Origin of the sequence: Allotabrizicola aquatica (SeqCode) (assembly GCF_965194375.1) — a bacterium.
GTDB classification, from domain to species: domain Bacteria; phylum Pseudomonadota; class Alphaproteobacteria; order Rhodobacterales; family Rhodobacteraceae; genus Tabrizicola_A; species Tabrizicola_A aquatica.
The window spans coordinates 206,485-225,769 of the sequence record NZ_CBDAEL010000003.1; the positions used below are offsets into that span (position 1 = coordinate 206,485).

The 19,285-nt window shown below is 62.2% G+C and carries 18 protein-coding genes; 8 read left to right on the forward strand and 10 right to left on the reverse strand.

Translation table 11 applies throughout. The annotated features are described in order from the left end of the window. Positions 1 to 8: 8 nt before the first annotated feature. The 6 genes from AC72UB_RS06315 to rpiA form a co-directional block, all read right to left on the reverse strand. A complete protein-coding gene (locus AC72UB_RS06315) occupies positions 9 to 1,454 on the reverse strand; it encodes a DegQ family serine endoprotease (RefSeq protein ID WP_505189014.1) in 1,446 nt (481 codons plus the stop codon). 175 nt (positions 1,455 to 1,629) lie between these two features. Next, entirely contained in the window at positions 1,630 to 1,824 is a 195-nt protein-coding gene (locus AC72UB_RS06320) for a DUF2065 family protein (RefSeq protein ID WP_463290558.1), read from the reverse strand. Then, positions 1,821 to 2,717, reverse strand: coding sequence for a protease modulator HflC (gene hflC / locus AC72UB_RS06325; RefSeq protein ID WP_505189141.1), 897 nt, complete (start codon positions 2,715 to 2,717; stop codon positions 1,821 to 1,823). Before hflC ends, AC72UB_RS06320 begins: the two co-directional genes overlap by 4 nt. Next, positions 2,714 to 3,892, reverse strand: coding sequence for an FtsH protease activity modulator HflK (hflK, locus tag AC72UB_RS06330; protein WP_505189015.1), 1,179 nt, complete (start codon positions 3,890 to 3,892; stop codon positions 2,714 to 2,716). The genes hflC and hflK overlap by 4 nt, the downstream gene beginning before the upstream one ends. An 88-nt stretch (positions 3,893 to 3,980) precedes the next feature. After that, positions 3,981 to 5,342: a glutathione-disulfide reductase gene (gene gor, locus AC72UB_RS06335; protein ID WP_505189016.1), complete on the reverse strand. Its 1,362-nt coding sequence runs from the start codon at positions 5,340 to 5,342 to the stop codon at positions 3,981 to 3,983. 75 nt (positions 5,343 to 5,417) lie between these two features. Continuing rightward, positions 5,418 to 6,206: a ribose-5-phosphate isomerase RpiA gene (gene rpiA / locus AC72UB_RS06340; protein WP_463290561.1), complete on the reverse strand. Its 789-nt coding sequence runs from the start codon at positions 6,204 to 6,206 to the stop codon at positions 5,418 to 5,420. Between rpiA and AC72UB_RS06345 the strand changes: the two genes are divergently transcribed. The 4 genes from AC72UB_RS06345 (at position 6,205) to AC72UB_RS06360 (ending at position 10,478) form a co-directional block, all read left to right on the forward strand. Continuing rightward, a complete protein-coding gene (locus tag AC72UB_RS06345; RefSeq protein ID WP_505189017.1) occupies positions 6,205 to 7,065 on the forward strand; it encodes a glutathione S-transferase family protein in 861 nt (286 codons plus the stop codon). The genes rpiA and AC72UB_RS06345 overlap by 2 nt on opposite strands. Before the next feature lie 132 nt (positions 7,066 to 7,197). After that, the gene (locus AC72UB_RS06350; RefSeq protein WP_505189018.1) at positions 7,198 to 7,860 is read left to right on the forward strand and encodes a glutathione S-transferase family protein; all 663 of its coding nucleotides are present in this window, start codon (positions 7,198 to 7,200) and stop codon (positions 7,858 to 7,860) included. 19 nt (positions 7,861 to 7,879) lie between these two features. After that, positions 7,880 to 9,259: an L-serine ammonia-lyase gene (locus tag AC72UB_RS06355; protein WP_505189019.1), complete on the forward strand. Its 1,380-nt coding sequence runs from the start codon at positions 7,880 to 7,882 to the stop codon at positions 9,257 to 9,259. Between the two features lie 298 nt (positions 9,260 to 9,557). Next, complete coding sequence (locus AC72UB_RS06360; RefSeq protein WP_505189020.1) at positions 9,558 to 10,478, forward strand: DMT family transporter; 921 nt, start codon at positions 9,558 to 9,560, stop codon at positions 10,476 to 10,478. On the opposite strand, the gene AC72UB_RS06365 is transcribed toward AC72UB_RS06360, so the two are convergent. Continuing rightward, entirely contained in the window at positions 10,417 to 11,094 is a 678-nt protein-coding gene (locus tag AC72UB_RS06365; protein ID WP_505189021.1) for a thiamine diphosphokinase, read from the reverse strand. The genes AC72UB_RS06360 and AC72UB_RS06365 overlap by 62 nt on opposite strands. A 141-nt stretch (positions 11,095 to 11,235) precedes the next feature. Here AC72UB_RS06365 and AC72UB_RS06370 point away from each other — a divergent pair, with 141 nt between their 5' ends. Continuing rightward, complete coding sequence (locus tag AC72UB_RS06370; RefSeq protein WP_505189022.1) at positions 11,236 to 13,635, forward strand: hypothetical protein; 2,400 nt, start codon at positions 11,236 to 11,238, stop codon at positions 13,633 to 13,635. Between the two features lie 88 nt (positions 13,636 to 13,723). Here AC72UB_RS06370 and AC72UB_RS06375 read toward each other — a convergent pair whose 3' ends face one another. Both AC72UB_RS06375 and AC72UB_RS06380 read right to left on the reverse strand, forming a co-directional pair. After that, positions 13,724 to 13,960, reverse strand: coding sequence for a DUF2842 domain-containing protein (locus AC72UB_RS06375; protein ID WP_505189023.1), 237 nt, complete (start codon positions 13,958 to 13,960; stop codon positions 13,724 to 13,726). A gap of 62 nt (positions 13,961 to 14,022) precedes the next feature. Next, positions 14,023 to 15,315 carry an adenylosuccinate synthase gene (locus AC72UB_RS06380; RefSeq protein WP_505189024.1) on the reverse strand — a complete coding sequence of 431 codons (1,293 nt, stop codon included), beginning with the start codon at positions 15,313 to 15,315 and terminating at the stop codon, positions 14,023 to 14,025. 88 nt (positions 15,316 to 15,403) lie between these two features. Between AC72UB_RS06380 and AC72UB_RS06385 the strand changes: the two genes are divergently transcribed. The 3 genes from AC72UB_RS06385 (at position 15,404) to pyrG (ending at position 18,137) form a co-directional block, all read left to right on the forward strand. Then, entirely contained in the window at positions 15,404 to 15,793 is a 390-nt protein-coding gene (locus AC72UB_RS06385) for a VOC family protein (protein ID WP_505189025.1), read from the forward strand. A gap of 194 nt (positions 15,794 to 15,987) precedes the next feature. Beyond that, positions 15,988 to 16,344, forward strand: a complete 357-nt coding sequence (gene secG, locus AC72UB_RS06390; protein WP_505189026.1) for a preprotein translocase subunit SecG — start codon at positions 15,988 to 15,990, stop codon at positions 16,342 to 16,344. Positions 16,345 to 16,493: 149 nt separating this feature from the next. Next, a complete protein-coding gene (gene pyrG / locus AC72UB_RS06395; protein WP_505189027.1) occupies positions 16,494 to 18,137 on the forward strand; it encodes a CTP synthase in 1,644 nt (547 codons plus the stop codon). A gap of 67 nt (positions 18,138 to 18,204) precedes the next feature. On the opposite strand, the gene AC72UB_RS06400 is transcribed toward pyrG, so the two are convergent. Beyond that, on the reverse strand, positions 18,205 to 19,266 hold the full coding sequence (locus AC72UB_RS06400; protein ID WP_505189028.1) for a type I restriction endonuclease: 1,062 nt from the start codon (positions 19,264 to 19,266) through the stop codon (positions 18,205 to 18,207). Positions 19,267 to 19,285 lie beyond the last annotated feature (19 nt).

Sequence of the window (19,285 nt, forward strand, 5' to 3'; positions counted from 1 at the left end):
CATTGGCTTTACTCGACCGACAGCGCCACAAAGCGCGGATCACCATCCCGGCGCACGAGCAAGAGCATCGACTTGCGCCCGCCGGCCTTGGCCTCTTCGATGCGGTCGTTCAGGTCCTTGAGGCTGGTGACAGGGCGCTGCCCGGCCTCCACGATGATATCGCCGCGCGACAGACCCTTGGCTGCCGCCTCAGACGCGGCATCGACATTGACCACAGCCAGCCCCTCGCTGCCCGCAGGCAGGCCCAATTCTTGGGCGGTGGGACCATCAATGGGCTTCAGCGTCATGCCCAGCACTTCGGACTGCACCGGCGCTTCGGGAACCGCACCCAGTTCGCCCTCGGCCTCTGCCTCGCCTTCGGCGGTCTCGCGACGGCCAAGCGTGACATCAATGGTCATCTCATTACCTTCGCGCAGCACAACCACCGGCACAGCTTCGCCAATCGGGCTGTCGGCCACGGTGCGGGTCAGATCGCGCACATCGGTGATGGTCTTGCCGTTGAAGGTGGTGATGACATCACCCGCGAGCAGCCCCGCATCCTTGGCCGGACCTTCGGGCACATCGGTGATCAGCGCCCCTTGGGCGACCGAGAGGTTCATCGCCTCGGCCACATCCGGGGTCACATCCTGAATGCGCACACCAAGCCAACCGCGCCGGGTTTCGCCGAACTCTTTCAGTTGGGCGACCACCTTGGTCACCACATTCGACGCCATCGAAAAGCCAATGCCGATCGACCCCCCGGTGGGCGACAAAATGGCGGTGTTCACCCCCACCACCTCACCGTCCATGTTGAACAAGGGGCCACCCGAGTTGCCCTTGTTGATCGCGGCATCGGTTTGCAAAAAGTCATCATAGCTGCCCGACAATTCACGCCCGCGGGCGGACACGATGCCGGCCGAGACCGAAAAGCCCTGACCCAAGGGGTTGCCCATGGCCATCACCCAATCGCCCACCCGCATGGTGTCGCTGTCGCCAAAACGGACAAACGGCAGTTCCGCGTCGCTTTCCACCTTCAAGAGCGCAATGTCGGTCTTGGGGTCGCGGCCGACCAGCGTCGCCTTCAGCCGCGTTTTGTCGAAGAATTCGATCTCGATCTCATCCGCGCCCTCGATGACGTGGTTGTTGGTGACGATAAAGCCATCAGCCGAAATCACAAACCCAGACCCCAGCGCCTGCTGGCGCTGCGCCTCATTGCCGCCCTCACCTTCGGGCACCATGAAATCACGGAAGAAATCCTCAAAGGGCGAGCCTTCGGGCACAATCGGCCCGCCGCCCGTTGGGGCGGCCACCACGGCCGATGTGGTAATGTTCACCACCGACGGGCTGACATCAGCGGCCAGATCGGCAAAGCTTTCGGGCGCGCCGCGCGCAAAGGCCTCACCGACTGGCGACAACGCCAGCGTCAGGCCAAGCCCAAGTGCTGCGACCAGCCGCAGCGGTCTTGGTCGGGTCATGCGAAGGGGCGAGAAAAGATCAAGCACGGATCAAACTCCTGTTGCGGGAACGGCGGAACGGCCGGACCCGTCGGGCCTCAGACACCCCATGAGGTAGTCAGCCATGCGCGCAATGCAATGCCGGATCGCGTCGCTCAACCGCTTGTGAGAAACATGTCACCCGCCGTGCGCGGCATCAAGCACCAAAGTGACGGGCCAGCAGAACCAAGCCGACGCCCAGCGCCACAGTGACAAGACCCAGCATCCGCCGCTGATCGCGGCTTAATCCTGCCAGCGCCTGCAAGAGTTGCTCCAGACGCAAAGGGGCCAGTGCAAGCACCAGCCCCTCGATCACCAAGACAAGGCCAAGGCCCAAAAGCAGGGTGATCATTGCCCTGCCACAGGGGCCGCCACCTCGGGAGCCTGATCGCTGTTCATATAGTCAAAGAACTCAGACTCCGGCGACATCACGATCGAGGAATTCCCGGCCTGCAAGGACCGCTCGTAGGAGGTGAGCGAGCGGGTAAAGGCAAAGAATTCAGGGTCTTTACCAAAGGCTTCGGCATAGATCGCGTTGCGCTCGGCATCAGCCTCACCTCGGACGATTTCGGCGGTCTTGCGCGCCTCGGACGTGACCTCAACCACCTCGCGGTCGGCAGAGGCCCGCACGCGTTGCGCCGCTTCATTGCCGCGCGCAACCTCATCGGCCGCCTCGCGCTGACGCTCAGCGCGCATCCGAGCAAAGGTTGCTTCAAGGTTCTGCTCGGGCAAGTCGGTGCGGGTCAGGCGCACGTCAATCACTTCGACACCCAAGCTGCCGGATTCCCGACGCGCCAAATCGCGGATCTGGTTCATCAGCGCGGTGCGGTCTTCGGACAGCACGGCGGTGGACGGCACGCCGCCCATCACTTCGCGGATGGCGGCGTTGATGATCCGGTCCAGACGCTGACGCGCCGTGTCTTCGCCGCCCGAGCCAACGGCCTGCCGGAACTGCACCAGATCGACGATGCGCCAGCGCGCAAAGGCATCCACCACCAGACGACGGTCATCGGCGGGGGTGACTTCGATGGGGTTGGTCGGCAGGCCAAGGATGCGGTCTTCGTAATAGACCACGTCCTGAATGAAGGGGATCTTGAAGCCGAGACCGGGTTCACGAACCTCTTGCTTGACCTGACCGAATTGCAAGACGAGGGCCTGCTTGCGTTCATCGACGATGAACACAGAGGACACAACCACAGCGCCCAGCACAAAGAGAACCGGAAGAATCAAAGCGGCGCGCATCAGTTCGTCCCCTCGGTTGCGGCTGCACCCGTGTTCATGCGGCCCAATTCATTCAACGGCAAGAACGGCACGACACCCTGCCCGCCATCACCTCCGACGACACCGTCCAGAATGACCTTATTCATGCCACCGAAGACTTTCTCCATCGTTTCCAGATACATGCGCTTGCGCGTCACCTCTGGGGCTTTCACATATTCCGCGTAAACCGACAGGAAGCGGCTCGCCTCACCCTGGGCGTTGTTCACGACCTGGGCGCGGTAGGCTTCGGCCTCTTCCAAAAGCTGTGCGGCCTGACCGCGTGCGCCCGCCGTCACCCGGTTGGCATAGGCATCGGCCTCTTTCTCAAGACGGTCGCGTTCCTGCTGGGCGGCCTGCACTTCGCGGAAGGCGTCGATCACCTCGCGCGGGGGGTCGGCCTTGGCCAAGTTGACGCGGACCACGTTGATCCCGGCGTCATAGGTATCCAGCGTGCCTTGCACCTGCGCCAGAAGATCGGTCGAAATCCGGCCCCGATCGCGGTTCAGCACGGGGGCGAGTTCCGACCGCGCGATGATATCGCGCATCGCGCTTTCCGAGACGGCACGGATCGTGTCATTCGGATCGGCCAAGTTGAACAGGTATTTCGAGGCATCCTCGATGTTCCAGACCACTTGGAATTCCATATCCACAATGTTTTGATCGCGCGTCAGCATCAGGCCGGTGTCCATCTCGCCCCCCGCGCCCGTGCCGACCTCGGTCGTGCGTTCGCCGGTGACCTGGACGATCTCGGCCGAAACCAAGGGCCAAGGCGCAAAGTTCAGACCCGGATTGCCGATGGCGCTAAACTCGCCAAGGAACAGCTCAACCGACTGTTCTTCAGGCTTGACGGTGTAGAACGAGGCATAACCCCAAAGTGCCACCGCCGCAAAGGCGCCCAACGCAAGGCCCTGCTTGGAAAACAAGTTGGGCCCCTGCCCGCCGGCACCGCCACCGCTGCCACCCGGCGGACGCTTGCCGCCACCGCCCATCAGCACGCGGAGCTGCTCTTGCCCTTTGCGCACCAGCTCGTCGATTTCCGGAATCTGCGGTCCATCGCCCGGACGACGCGGACCGCCCTTGCGACCCTCGTCCCGGCCTTCGCGCCCATCATCATCCTGATTGCCGCCACCGCTGCCCCAGGGCCCACCGCTTCCCGCCATTAGGAGAACCTCACTTGAATTTCCGTTCCTCCCTGACTTGGGGCGGATGAGGCCGGAAATCAAGCCGCGAATTGGCGCAGTTTTCGGCTTAGACCACGCGCGTTGGCTTTCGCATCGTGACCAACTCTTCGGCCATGGTCGGATGCACGGCGACGGTGCGGTCAAAATCCTCTTTCGTGGCCCCCATGCCGATGGCGATGGCGACCAGCTGGATCATCTCACCCGCACCCGCGCCGACGATGTGACAGCCCAAAACCTTGCGCGTCTCAACGCTGACCAGAAGCTTCATCAATACCCGATCCTGACGCCCGGCGAACAGGGTTTTCATCGGGCGAAAGGCCGCGACATAAACCTCGGTCGGCCCAAGGGCGCGGGCCGCCTCTTCGGTCAGGCCGATCGTGGCGAGTTCGGGTTGGGTAAAGACGGCACTGGCGATGTCTTCATGATCAAACCGCGTCGGCACGCCACGAAACACCGTATTGGCAAAGGCATGGCCTTCCCGAATGGCCACAGGGGTCAGATTGACGCGGTCGGTCACATCGCCCACGGCAAAGATCGACGGGACGGCGGTTTGCGACCAGTCATTCACCTTGACCTCGCCATTGCGGCCTAGAGCGACGCCCAAAGCCTCAAGCCCGAGCCCCGCGCTGTTGGGTTTGCGGCCCGCGGCATAAAGCACCAGATCAAACTCTGCCTCAGACCCATCCGTGGCCAGGGCGCGAATCCCGCCTTGGGTCTTTTCCAGCCGCATCACATCGGTGCCGCAGTGAATGGCAATTCCAGCCGCCTGCATGGCATTGGCCACATGACCGCGCGCTTCGTCATCAAAGCCGCGCAGAATTTGCGCGCCGCGATAAAACTGGGTGGTCTGAACGCCCAACCCATTCAGGATACAGGAGAATTCGGATGCGATATAGCCCCCGCCCACCACAAGCGCACGCTTGGGGAGGGTCTCAAGGTGGAACATCTCGTTCGAGGTCACCACAAGCTCTGCCCCCGGCACATCGGGCACAAAGGGCCACCCGCCTGTGGCGATGAGGATGTGCTTGGCGGTGAACCGCTCGCCCGTGGCAAGCTCTACAGTGTGCGGATCCCGCACAGTGGCGCGGGCGTCATGAATGCTCACACCCGCGTTTTTCAGCGTACCGCGATAGGCCGTTTCCAGCCGCGTCAGTTCCGCCTCCAAAGTCCCACGGAACTTTGCCCAGTCAAACCCGTGCGCCTGCACATCCCAGCCATAGGCGCGGGCGTCCTCGATTTCACCGGGAAATTCGCTGGCATAGACCATCAGCTTTTTCGGAACACAGCCCCGGATCACGCAGGTGCCACCCATCCGGGATTCTTCGGCCAGCCCAACGCGCGCGCCCCCTTCGGCCGCCGCGATCCGGGCTGCGCGCACACCGCCCGAGCCGCCGCCGATGACGAAAAGATCATAGTCGAATTGGGTCATTGGTCGCGCCTTGTGGATGGCAGCGGACCGGGGGCCAGCCCCCCGGATCCTCGGGACAGTTCGGAACAGATGAAATCAGTCGCCCAGATCGGCAAAGATATTGTCGGTGGGCGCAAAGTGGATCCGGTCATCGGTCTGCGTACCGTTGTTGATGTCGCGCACCTGCACGCGCCCATCACCATGGCCGATGATGACAATATCGCAGATGTCGATGAAGAGACCGTTTTCCACCACCCCGGGGATCTGGTTCAACACCAGCGCCAATTGGCGCGGATTGCCAATGCGCTTGAGGTGAAGGTCAACGATGTAATTGGCCTCATCGGTCAACAAGGGCTTATCGCCATTCATCCGCAGGCTGACATCGCGGTCCAAGACATCCATCGAGACCAGCATTTCCTCGATCAGCGCCTTGGTGGTTTGCCAGCCGAAGGGGATAACTTCCACCGGCAAGGGAAAGGCGCCCAATTGTGCCACTTCCTTCGCGGCATCGGTGATCACAATCATCTGATCCGAGGCAGTCGCCACAATCTTTTCTTGCAAAAGCGCCGCCCCGCCGCCCTTGATGAGCGACAGATTGGGGTCAAACTCATCGGCCCCATCAATCGTCAGGTCCAGCCACTTGGCATCGTCCAGGCTGGTGACCGGCACCCCCAGTTGACGCGCAAGTTCCGCCGTGCGGGTTGAGGTCGGCACACCAACCACGCGCAGGCCCTCTTCCTTGATGCGTTCCGCAAGGCAGCGCACCATCCAAGCGGCGGTTGACCCGGTGCCAAGGCCCAGTTTCATGCCGTCTTCGACAAATTCCACCGCACGTTTGGCGGCAACAAACTTGGCCTTGTCGATCGGGGAAAGCTCGGCGGGCATGGCAGATTCCTTTGGTCTGGACGCCCTGCTTATAGGGCTTTCGCAAAGGGGCGGCGAGGGGGTTTGTGCGGCCCCCGGCCCCGGCATCGCGGCGACATCCCAGCCCGCGCCCGATGTCGCAATCTGGCGAGACCTTGGCGTGCAATGCGCCAGCATGGCGGAAAAACCGGGAGGGGTGAAAATGTACGTTTTGCACGGAGTGCACGATTGGGGTTCGCAGGTGATCCACATGGCCTTGGCCGAACTGGGCGTGCCGTTTCAGTTCAACGCGCTGGATTTTCAGGCTGGCGATTTCGACGCGCCCAGCTTTCGCGCGCTGAACCCCTTTGGCCGCGTGCCCGTGCTGGAAACCCCCGACGGCCCGATCTTCGAGACGGCAGCGATCCTCCTATATCTCAGCGAACACCATGACGGGCTGGCCCCGCGCAGTGATGCGCCCGATCGCGCCCGCTTCCTGATCTGGTTCATCTTTGTGACCAACGGCCTGCATCCCGCTGCAATGACGCTTTTGCATCCCGAACGCCCGGCCGGTGAGGCACCGCAACGCGCCGTGGCCGAGGCGACCTATGATTTGCTGCGCAGCCAACTTGCGGAACTTGACGGTGTCGCGCGGACCGGCCCTTGGTGGCTGTCGCCCGACCGCCCGTCGGCCTTGTCCCTCTACATCATCATGCTCTTGCGCTGGATCAAGGCGTTTCCGGCCTATGCCGACCACAGCATCGCCAGCGCCGATTTCCCGGCCTTGCATGCCATGGCCAAGGGGCTAGAGGCGCGCCCAGCGATCCGGGCCGTGCTGACCACCGAAGGGATATCGGGCCTGGCCTTCTCGGACCCGCCCTGCGACACCCCAGCGGACTGACGCCAACCCACGCTTTGCCCCTGCATTGGACCCGGACGACGGCTGCAAGGCCGTCACAGGTTGGATCATGTCGCTTTTCGCCTGCCAAAGCCCACGCGGCCTGCCATAGTCGCCCCCAAAGGAGCGCTAACCATGTATGTGCTGCATTACTATCCTGACACGGCTTCGCTCGCGCCGCGCATGGTGCTGGCCGAGCTTGGCGTGCAACACCGCTGCGCGCTGATTGACCGCGACGCGGGCGTGCTCTCCAGCCCCGCCTATCGGGCCCTGCACCCCTTGGGGCAGATCCCGGCTTTGGAAACGCCGGACGGGCCGATGTTCGAAACCGCCGCGATCTTGCTTTATCTCGCCGACCGCCACCCCGGTCTGGCACCTGCCCCGGATGCGCCCGCCCGCGCGGCCTTCCTGTCGTGGCTCTTCTTCACCTCAACCAATATCCACACCACGCTCTTGCAGCTCTTCTACCCCGACCGCAGCGCCGGAGAGGCCTGCGTGCCCGCCGTGCAAAGCCATGCAAGGGCCCGGATGGCGCTGTATCTGCAAAACCTGGACCGGGCGGCAACCGGCAACCCAGACTGGTTGCCCAACGACCGGCCCTCGATTTTGGGCTATTACATCGCCATGCTTCTGCACTGGCTGGGCCAGTTCGGCGCCGATCATCCGCTGCAAGTGAACTGCGCCGATTACCCGGCGCTGCACAAAGTCCTGGTGATGCTGGAAGCCCAGCACGCCACCCAGATCATCGCCGAGGACGAGGGCCTTGGCCCCACCCCCTTTACCGCCCCGCTCGCCTGAGCGCATCTGAGAGACCCTGATGTTCCTTTCCGTCTTCGACATGTTCAAAGTGGGCGTCGGCCCGTCCTCGTCACACACGATGGGGCCGATGGTGGCGGCGGCCCGGTTTCTCGACCGGATGCGCGCAAGCCCCTTCCAGTTCCACGGGCTGCGCGCCTCGCTGCATGGTTCCTTGGCCTTTACCGGGGTTGGCCATGCCACTGACCGCGCGACGATCTTGGGTCTCGCCGGGTTCGAACCTGCGACCTATGACGCGGCCAAGGCCGAGGCGACCCTTGCCCTGATCGAAGAAACCCATCAGATCAATGCCCCCGGCCTGCCGCCTTTGGCCTTTGACCCGAAGAAAGACCTGATCTTCGACTATGGCCCGGCGTTGCCCGGCCATGCCAATGGCATGATCCTGAAGGCCACCGACGCCCAAGGCGACGTGATCATGGAGGAAACCTACTACTCCATCGGCGGCGGCTTTGTGCTGACCGCAGGCGAGATGGCCGAGGCGGGGGGCACCAAGTCCAAAGCGCGGGCCGATGTGCCCTACCCCTTTGAAACGGCCGCTGAAATGCTGGAGATGGCTGAAAAGTCGGGCCTCACCATCGCCCAGATGAAACTGGCGAATGAACTCAAATTCCGCAGCCGCGCAGAGATCGACAAGGGCATGGCCCGGCTGTGGGAGGTGATGAACGCCTGCATCAGCCGAGGCATGCAGACCGATGGCATCCTGCCGGGCGGCCTGAAAGTGCGCCGCCGCGCCAAGGGCATCCATGAGGCGCTGATGGCCGAACGCGGGCTCAACATGACAGCCCCGCACACCATCAACGACTGGATGAGCCTCTATGCGATGGCGGTGAACGAGGAAAACGCCGCGGGTGGGCAAGTGGTGACCGCCCCCACCAATGGCGCGGCGGGGGTCCTGCCCGCCACCATCCGCTATTGGCTTGACCATGTGCCGGGGGCAAGTGTGTCGAAGGTCGGGGATTTCTTGCTGACCGCCGCCGCTGTTGGCGGGCTTTGCAAGCACAACGCGTCGATTTCCGGCGCTGAATGCGGCTGTCAGGCCGAGGTCGGCTCTGCCGCCGCCATGTCGGCCGCAGGGCTGTGCGCGGTGATGGGCGGGACCGTGATGCAGGTGGAAAACGCCGCCGAAATCGCGCTGGAGCATCATCTGGGCATGACCTGCGACCCGGTGAAGGGGCTTGTGCAGGTGCCGTGCATCGAACGCAACGGGCTCGGTGCGATCAAGGCCGTCTCGGCCGCCAGCCTCGCCCTGCGCGGCGATGGCATCCACCTTGTCAGCCTGGATGCCTGCATCGAAACTATGCGCCAGACCGGCCATGATATGCACGAGAAATACAAGGAAACCTCGCTCGGTGGCCTTGCGGTGAACGTGCCGAACTGCTGAGGTTCACGCAAGACCTACGGGAGCGCAAGGCGGGGGTTTCACACCCCCGGGCCGGTTTCGTGCCGAAACCAGCCTCCCCCGTGGAGTATTTCAAAAGGCGCAAGCCAATGATCACGGCGCCTGAAGGTCTTGCGCCTTTCCAAATACTCACCTTGCGCGCTCATCCCCCGCAGCACCGCTTCAGACCTGCTCCGCGCCAGCGCGCGGGCGCGTGGGGGCTCAATGCCCCCCAAGCCCGCCCGCCCTTTAGGTCGCATTCAGACGGTTCTGCGACGCTCAAAACGGCTAGCCAAAGCCCATGACCCATGACCGCCCCCTTCTCGGCATCGGCCTCATGCTCGCGTTCTGTGTGCTGGCCCCTTTGCTCGACACCGCCTCGAAACTGGCCACAGAGACCATTCCCGTCGGACAAATCACCGCCGCGCGGTTTTTTGTGCAAGGGGCGCTTATGGTGCCGGTGGCCCTGTTGATGGGCTATTCTTGGCGGCTTGGGCGGCGCGATGCTGGGCTTTTGCTGGCACGCGCGGTGTTCCTGCTCGCCTCGACCTATGGCTTTGTTGCGGGCGTGCAGGTCATGCCGATTGCCGACGCGCTGGCCATTGTGTTTGTCGAGCCCTTCATCCTCTTGATCCTTGGCTATCTGATCTTTGGCGACCATATCGGTCCGCGCCGGATCATTGCCTCGATCGTCGGCTTTATCGGCGCGCTCTTTGTCATCCAGCCCTCAATCACTGCTTTTGGGTTGGTGGCGCTCTTCCCACTGTTGTCGGCCTTCTGCTTTGCCGCATATATGTTGATCACCCGCGCCATGGCGAGTTCCGTACCGCCGGTGATGCAGCAACTGCACACCTCAATCGCGGGCAGTTTAATCTGTCTGCCGATCATTGCCATCGCCGATGTCACCCATTGGCCGACGCTCGATCCGGTAATGCCGCAGGGCTTTGCCTGGCTATGGCTCTTTGGCGTCGGGTTCTGGGCGGCGGTCAGCCATATCTGCGTGACCATGGCGCTGAAGCTTACGCCGGCCTCAACCCTCGCGCCGATCCAATACCTTGAAATTCTGCCCGCCATCCTCTTGGGCTATCTGGTCTTCGGCGATTTCCCCAACACACTCACCTGGATTGGCATTGTCATCATCGTGGGCTCGGGCCTTTACATCATCCACCGTGAACGGTGGGTTGCAGCCCGCATCCATGCAGCGCGGCCCGCAGATACCTAACCGGCAAAATCACCAGCATCTTGGGCGCCTGCATCCGCAAGTGAACCGGGCCTGACACCTCGTTTGAGGTGCCGACCATGCCGTCAGGGGCAAAGTCCAGCCCAGAGAGCGGCCAGCGCAGCCCCTCGCTGTCGCCTTGCACCAGCCCCATGGGGAACAGTGACAGCCGCGTGCCGCGCGGCAGATCCAGCTGCAATTCGGGCGGACACAGAAAGATCACATCGCGCGCACCGATGATAAAGCAGCGCCGGTCAGGGTGGCGCACCAGAGTGTTCAGCACCGCCAGCCCGTGATCGACGCGCGCGCCTGCGAATCCCAGCCCCAGCACGAAAGGCGCCGCAATCAGCCGCAGCGCCTTGTCAAAATCCGTCGTGTCTTGTTCGGCAATCGGAAACAGTCGGTCAGCCAGCCGCACCCGCGCGGCCGCACTCAGCGAATCCAGATCGCCGATCACCGCCTCAGGCGTCACCCCCAGACGCAACAGCCGGTCCGCCCCGCTGTCAGCCCCAACAATCCTTGGAGCCAAGGCCCGCGCCTTGGCCAACGCCATGGCGCTGACCGGTCCGCCGCCCACCAGCGTGACTCCCTGCAAAGAGTCGACAATTGGGTGTTTCATGCCGATACTGTTCTTTCAATTGCGGCAAATGCCTGTTCCTCGGACACAATCAATCCTTCAAATCACCCTGATCTGTCCACGGATTCGATCAGGATCACAGCCAGATTAAGCCCATCGAGTATTGCAGAAGGCGAGCATCCGATGACCGGTGCGAGTAAGATTTTAACCGTTTCCTATGGCACCTTCTCTTGCACATTGGAGGGGTTTGACGACCCTTTCAACACGATGAAAGCGATTGCGGAGTATTTCCGCGATCTGGCCGCTGGAGACCGCTATTTCGGGGCCGAACCGCCGACACCCGATGCCGCCATGCTGCACCGCATTGCCGAGCGCGAGATTCAACGCCGGGTGGAAGCCAAGATTCAAGACAATGGGGTGATTTTGCGGGCTGGCGATGCCGCCGAGGCCCCCAGCGCCGAGCCTGTCGTGCGTGCGCCCTTGCTGGACGCCCCGGCACCTTTGCCCGAGGCAGGCACTGAAAGCGTCGCCGCGCGCTTGCAGCGCATTCGGGCCCGCCATGCCCAAGCCGCACCGATGGCAACCGCGGCTCAGGCCATGATGCCAGATGCGCCCGTGATCCCCCAAAAGACCTTGGTCGATGAAGCTTATAACGAAGATCAGCATGCCGATGAGCTGCAGGCCTCCGTGCAGGTTGCAATGCCCAATTCCGGTCGAGATGCACCGCAGATCGAGCCTTTCGATCAGGCTGACGTCATGGGCGGCTTTGCCGATGCCACCTTTGACGTGCCCGAGGCACTGATCACCGACCGCCTGCTGCCAGACGCGGACGCGCCTTTGGTCGCCGCGGCAGATCTGCACCCCGCCGAACATGCTGCAATCGTGATCGAGGATGACGATCAGGACTTCGAACCTTCGGCCGAGATCGACTATGCCATGCTGGCAGGCCTGACATCCGAGCAGCCCGATGACGTTGCCGCCGAACCCGCAAGCGATTTGCCCGAGGACCAAGACAGCGCCGAGGCTGAGCCGCTTGCTCTAATCTCCGGCACCGACCCAGTTGACCTGCCCGAAGAAATCGCTGCGCACGTGGTGACAGGGGCTGCCGAGTTTGACGATACCGCCCTGCTGTCGCATCTGAACGTGGCGGAGGACGTGCCTGCCGCCACCGCGGACGATCTGTCCGAGGCAGACAAAGAACCCGTCGACGCACAAAATGTCGCGAGTTGGGCGGCACTTGGAACGGCCACGGAGCCTTTCCCTGCCGAGACAGCGGATTTTGACGACGCCGAGGACCTGACGCTGGAGGCGCTGCCGGATACACCGCGCGAGACCGATCTCGCGGCCGAGGCAGACAAAGCGCCGCAGATGATCGAAGAACTCGATCAAGCGGCGCCGGATGAGGTGACAGACGACAGTGCCGATCCAGCGCCACCGCTGCCGACCGAACCGGCGGCCCCCCTCGCAGAGGCCGCACCACGCGCCCGGGCCCGCGTTATTCGCATCCGCCGAGCCGCACCGCCCGAAGCCGAAGCCCCAGACGCTGAAACCCCGGACGCTGAAATCGCGGGAGAGCCTCCGGTCCAACCCGCCACGGCCGGCATCCTTTCGGATGAGGCCGAGGCTGCGCTGCAGGCCGAACTTGCTGCTTTGGAGGCAGAACTCGGCGGCACGCTGACCGATGCCGAACCTGAGCTCACTCACGATATCGCCCCAGAGCCCGCGGCCGCCGCTACCGCATCCGACCCCACCGCCGAACCGCGTCCGATCAACGTTCCCGCCGAGGATGAGGCCGTCAGCCGCCTGATGGCGCAGGCCGCCACGCAAATGGGCGGCGAGGAAACCCGCCGCCGCCAGTCAGCCATTGCCCATCTCAAGGCCGCAGTGGCCGCGACCGAGGCCGACCGCGCCGTCACGGGCGGGCGTTCGACGCAGGGCGAAGAGCGGATGGAGCCCTATCGCGACGATCTGGACCGCGTGGTGCGCCCGCGCCGCCCACAGGCCGAGGCCACAACGCCGCGCCCTCCAGCGGTGCCCGACCCGGCTGCGCGCCCGACCCCGCTTGTGCTGGTGTCTGCCCAGCGCATCGATCAGCCGCGCCCAGCAGCGCCTCCCCCTTCCACCACGGGTTCCATCGCCTCCCGGGTGGTCATGCCGGTACGTCCGCGCCGTCCGGCGCTGGGGCAACCCAGCGCCGCGCCGCAGGCCATGATGCAAGACACCGATCAGGCTGGCCTTGACGATGACGACGCGCTCACCCCAGAAGAGGCCGAAAACCTCTTCTCAGATGCCACCAGTTTTCAGGATTTCGCCGATCAACTCGGTGCCGAAGCCCTGCCCGACCTTCTCGAGGCTGCCGCGGTCTATTGCGCCGAAGTGCTGCAGCGCCCGGAATTCTCGCGCCCGCTGGTGATGCGCCAAATCGCAGCTTTGCCGGGCCAGTCCCAAACCGCGCGCGAAGATTATCTGCGCAGCTTTGGCACGCTCTTGCGGCAAGGCCGCATCACCAAGGTCAAGCGCGGCATGTTCGCGCTGACCGACCGCTCGCCCTATCTGGCCGAAGCGCGCAAACTCGCGGGTTAAGAACCAAGGCCGGGCTGCCTCCCGGACCTGAGAGCAGGTGGGTCGCCCCTGGGGCTTGACCCGCCTGTTTGCGTTTCATCCCTTCGGGTCAGTCGTCCGAGGGCGGAGCTGGCTGGTCAGGATCGGCCTGGCCAATGCCCGAGAACACCGCCTTAAAGGGCAAGATCCAGCCAAAACCCAACAGGATGTACACCGGCACCTCAGCCCATAATGGCAGGCGCGGCAAAGCGTTCATCACGGTGACCGCCAAGACCACATAGGCCGGCATGCCAACCAAAAGGACCAGCAAAGACAACCGCTTGCGGGCCTTGTAACTCAGCGCCATCGTCCCGCCTCCCTATGCCGCGCGGTCTCTCAGGGCGATGGCCCCAAAAGACAGCCGAACCGTCAATCCGCGAACGGATCGGTCACCAGAATGGTGTCGTCGCGTTCCGGAGAGGTAGAGAGTAGCGCGACCGGGCATTGGATCAACTCTTCAATCCGCCGCACATATTTTATCGCTGCCCCCGGCAGATCGGCCCAAGACCGCGCGCCAGCGGTCGTTTCCGACCAGCCATCCATCTCTTCATAGATCGGCGTGCAGCGCGCCTGTTGGTCGGCGGCGGTCGGCAGATACTCCATCCGCTTGCCGTCCAGCTCATAGCCTACGCAGATTTTCAGCGTCTTGAACCCGTCCAACACATCCAGCTTGGTCAGCGCAATGCCCGACACACCGCTGGTCGCACAGGTCTGGCGCACCAGCACCGCATCAAACCAACCACAGCGGCGCTTGCGGCCCGTGACAGTGCCAAACTCATGCCCCCGTTCGCCCAGACGCTCGCCATCGGCGTCAAACAACTCCGCCGGGAACGGGCCTTCACCCACGCGGGTGGTATAGGCTTTGACGATGCCCAAGACAAAATCAATCGCGGTCGGCCCAAGGCCCACGCCCGTCGCTGCCTGTCCAGCAATCACGTTCGACGAGGTCACATAGGGATAGGTCCCGAAATCAATATCGAGCAAAGACCCCTGCGCGCCCTCAAACAAAATCCGCTTGCCCGCACGCCGCGCATCCGTCAGCACCTTCCAGACCGGCCCAGCGTAAGGCTTGATCTTCGGCGCGATCTCCAAAATCTGCGCCTTCAGCGCCACCGGATCCACCGGCTCCAGCCCCAGACCTGCGCGCAAGGCATTGTGATGGGTCAACAAACGCCCAATCCGAGTGTCCAGCGTGGCCTCGTCAAAGATATCGGCCACCCGAATGGCGCGCCGGCCCACCTTATCCTCATAGGCCGGACCAATGCCCCGCCCCGTTGTGCCGATCTTCGCCACACCCGTCTGCGCCTCACGGCCCCGGTCCAACTCGCCATGAATCGGCAGGATCAGGCTGGCGTTCTCGGCCAGAATCAGATTCTCGGGGCTGATGTCCACGCCTTGGCCGCGCAGCTTGTCGATCTCGGTGACCAGATGCCACGGATCCACCACAACACCATTGCCAATGACCGACAGCTTGCCGCCGCGCACGATGCCACTGGGCAACAGGCTCAGCTTATAAACCTTGCCATCAATGACCAACGTATGGCCCGCATTGTGACCGCCCTGAAAGCGCGCGATCACATCAGCGCGCTCGCTCAGCCAGTCAACGATCTTTCCCTTCCCCTCGTCCCCCCACTGGGCTCCGACGACGACGACATTGGCCATGGGATATCCTTGCGCTTTGGAAAAACCGTGGCTCCTATAGCGGTCAGGCGCGGCCAGCGAAACAGCAAAATGGCCGCAAGGAGGGAAGATGCTGCTTTATGTTACACTGGGCACCAATGATCTGGCCCGCGCGATGCGGTTTTACGATGGGGTGATGCCCTGTCTCGGGCTGGAACGGCGTTTTGCCAATGACGCGGAGGCCGGCTATGGCGAGCCTGCCCCGACGCGCATCCGGCTTTGGGTCACCCAGCCGTTCAATGATCAGCCTGCGACCGTTGGGAATGGCTCCATGGCTGCGCTCAGCGCCCCGAGCCGGGCTGCGGTCGACGCCTTTCACGCCGCCGGGCTGGCGTCTGGCGGCACCGATGAAGGCGCCCCCGGCCTGCGCCCCTATGCGCCAGGCTTTTACGCCTGCTACCTGCGCGACCCCGACGGCAACAAACTCTCGGCGGTCTTCATGGACCCGACACCAGCCTGACCCAGCCCACGGGCCTGGTTTCATCTTGGCCCAAATACTCCCGCCGGAGGCATCCCAAGGCCAGCCGCCACCGCGTCGGCTGGCCCAGCCTCTCCCATGGCGAAGAGTGCCCGCAGGGCTCGATGAGCCTCCCAAGCCCCTTGCGCGGCCCCGCCCTTCCGCCTAGATAGGCGCGTCAGCTGTGCGAAGGCCCCATGGAAAACGTTGTTCTCACCATCCACCTCATCCTTGCGCTTCTCTTGATTGGCGTTGTCTTGCTGCAACGCTCCGAGGGTGGCGGCCTTGGCATGGGCGGCGGTGGCGGGGCCATCTCGGCACGTGGTGCCGCGACGGCTTTGGGCAAGATCACATGGGCCTTGGCAGCAGCCTTCATCTGCACCTCGCTGACGCTGACCATCCTTGCCGCTGGCGAAGGAAAGACCGGTTCGGTCGCGGACCAGATCGGCATCGAGGCCCCCAAAGCCGCCGAGCCGGAACTGCCCGCCGCGTCAGATCTTCTGCCGCCCGCCCCCGCAGACGCCCCGGCAACGCCCCAAAAAGCCGAAGACTGATCCCCAACCTGTTGCGGTTTTCGCAGAATTTCAAACAGCATCTTGCGGTGCGGTTGCGTCCCTGGCCGGTCTAGGCTAAGGATCAACTCCCGTGATGCTGCGATTCTCGAACCGCGAATCGACACACTGAAATACACGGGAGACCCCACATGGCACGCTACATTTTCATCACCGGCGGCGTGGTGTCCTCGCTTGGCAAAGGGCTGGCCTCAGCCGCCCTTGGGGCCTTGTTGCAGGCGCGGGGCTATACGGTGCGCCTGCGCAAGCTTGACCCCTATCTCAACGTCGATCCCGGCACGATGTCGCCCTTTGAACATGGCGAAGTGTTCGTCACCGACGACGGTGCAGAGACTGATCTCGACCTTGGGCATTACGAACGTTTCACCGGCGTGCATGCCCGCCAGACGGATTCCATCTCCTCGGGTCGTATCTATTCCAACGTGTTGGAAAAGGAACGCCGGGGCGATTATCTGGGCAAAACCATTCAGGTCATTCCGCATGTGACCAATGAAATCAAAGACTTCCTGCGCGTCGGCGACGAGGAAGTGGATTTCATGCTGTGTGAAATCGGCGGCACGGTCGGCGACATCGAAGGCCTGCCCTTCTTTGAATCCATCCGCCAGTTCATCCACGAACGCCCGCGCGGCCAGTCGATCTTGATGCACCTGACGCTCCTGCCCTATCTGGCGGCCTCAGGAGAACTCAAAACCAAGCCCACCCAGCATTCGGTCAAGGAACTGCAATCCATCGGCTTGGCGCCCGATGTGCTGGTCTGCCGCTCCGAACACCCGATCCCCGAGCGCGAGCTTGAGAAGATCGCGCTCTTCTGCAACGTCCGCAAAGACCACGTCGTTCCCGCCTATGATCTGAAAACCATCTACGAGGCCCCGCTGGCCTATCACCGCGCGGGGCTCGATCAGGCCGTGCTTGATGCCTTTGGCATCACCCCGGCCCCGAAACCGAACCTCAGCCGCTGGGAAGACGTGATGGACCGCATCACCCACCCTGAAGGCGAAGTGCGCGTCGCGATTGTCGGCAAATACACCCAGCTGGAAGACGCCTACAAGTCGATCGCCGAGGCCCTGACCCATGGCGGCATGGCCAACCGCACCAAGGTGCGCGCCGAATGGATTGACGCGGAAATCTTCGAACGCGAAGACCCCGCCCCCTATCTGCAAAACTTCAACGCCATCCTCGTCCCCGGCGGCTTTGGCGAACGGGGGACCGAAGGCAAGATCAAGGCCGCCACCTTCGCCCGCGAAAAGAAGATCCCCTATCTGGGCATCTGTCTGGGCATGCAAATGGCCGTGATCGAGGCCGCCCGCAATCTGGGCGGGGTCGCCAATGCCGGGTCGGAAGAGTTTGACCATGAAGCGGGCGAGAAACGCTTTACCCCCGTGGTCTATCACCTGAAGGAATGGGTGCAGGGCAACCACACCGTGCGCCGCAAGGCCGATGATGCCAAGGGCGGCACGATGCGTCTGGGGGCCTATACGGCGAACCTGAAGGCAGGCTCGCGCGTGGCGCAAATCTACGGCTCCACCGTGATCGAAGAACGCCACCGCCACCGCTATGAGGTGGACGCCAAGTATATCGAGGGTCTGGAAAAGTGCGGGCTGATCTTTTCGGGCATGAGCCCCGACGGCCGCCTGCCCGAGATCGTCGAGATCAAGGACCACCCCTGGTTCATCGGCGTGCAGTTCCACCCGGAATTGAAGTCCAAACCGTTTGCGCCCCATCCGCTGTTTGCGGACTTCATCCGGGCAGCGAAAGAGGCTGAGCGGTTGGTGTAGCATCCCGGGGCTAAACAGCGCCGCCCTTGCCCGGAAACTGAAGCGCGGCCCACAAGGCCGCGCTATGCTAGCAGTAAGACTTTATCATTGCCTCGATTTGAGGTGCATACTCAAATATCTTGCCCAAATCATCAATCGCATGGCGCGTTTCGTTCTTCTCAGAATCAAATATCCCAATTGATTTCGTACTCTTCGAGTTAAAGTAGAAACGGCAAACAGGTTTTCTATTGTTATCGTCCACAAACACGCTGCAATAGGACTTGGCATCCCGCATCGTTATTCTGTTAAGCGGGATCAATCTCGCGCCAATAGCTCTGACAATCAGGAAGGCCTGAATTTCTTCCTCTGTCGTAGCGACTTCAGGTTTGTCAGCATCTTCACGAGTTGACTGCCCTGTTTCAGCCTGAGTGGTCGCATCTGGCTTGAAGGCAATGTTGAGTTTGTCCTGAATTCTCTCACGGATCATTTCATCAATTGCTTTGGGAATGACCGGCCGTATCTGTTCGATGACCGCCTTGGTGATCGAGCCATCAACCATCTGGCGGGCAATCAGGCGAACAAACTCATCTGATGGATTGTCTATCTGTTCCCTAAAAAAGTCGGCGGTTGCAGTAACAAACTTCAAGTTACTGGCAGCTTCCAACACCGCATCGATGTTGAATACACTTTTGTGAAACCGAGATAGATCCTTAACCTTTGCTTCATCAAATGACTGCAAATCGAAAATAAAAAATGGTTTCTTGTCCATCTTGTTAGGTTCATCAGTATCCGAGAAGAACCAAATCTCGCGACCATTCGTCAAAATCGCCAATCGCGCATCCGCCACCGAAAAATACCTGAAAAGCTGTGAATACTGGGCGGCGCTCAGAGAGGTGGAAATTGGTTTGGCCTCTACCAAGATAGCCGGTTTGCCGTCAATTCTAAGGACAAAATCAACTTTTTCACCCTTCTTTGTGCCAATGTCAGAGACAAACTCTGGCGTCACTTCGTTCAAATTGAAGATGTCGAATCCGAGTGCCTGAATAAGTGGCAGTATTACCGATGTCTTGGTCGCTTCCTCTGTCAGCGCATGCTCAGATGCGTGTTTCGATCTTTGCGCCAAGTCCTTAACACGTTGTGCGAAATCCATTATCATTCCCTCATGCAAC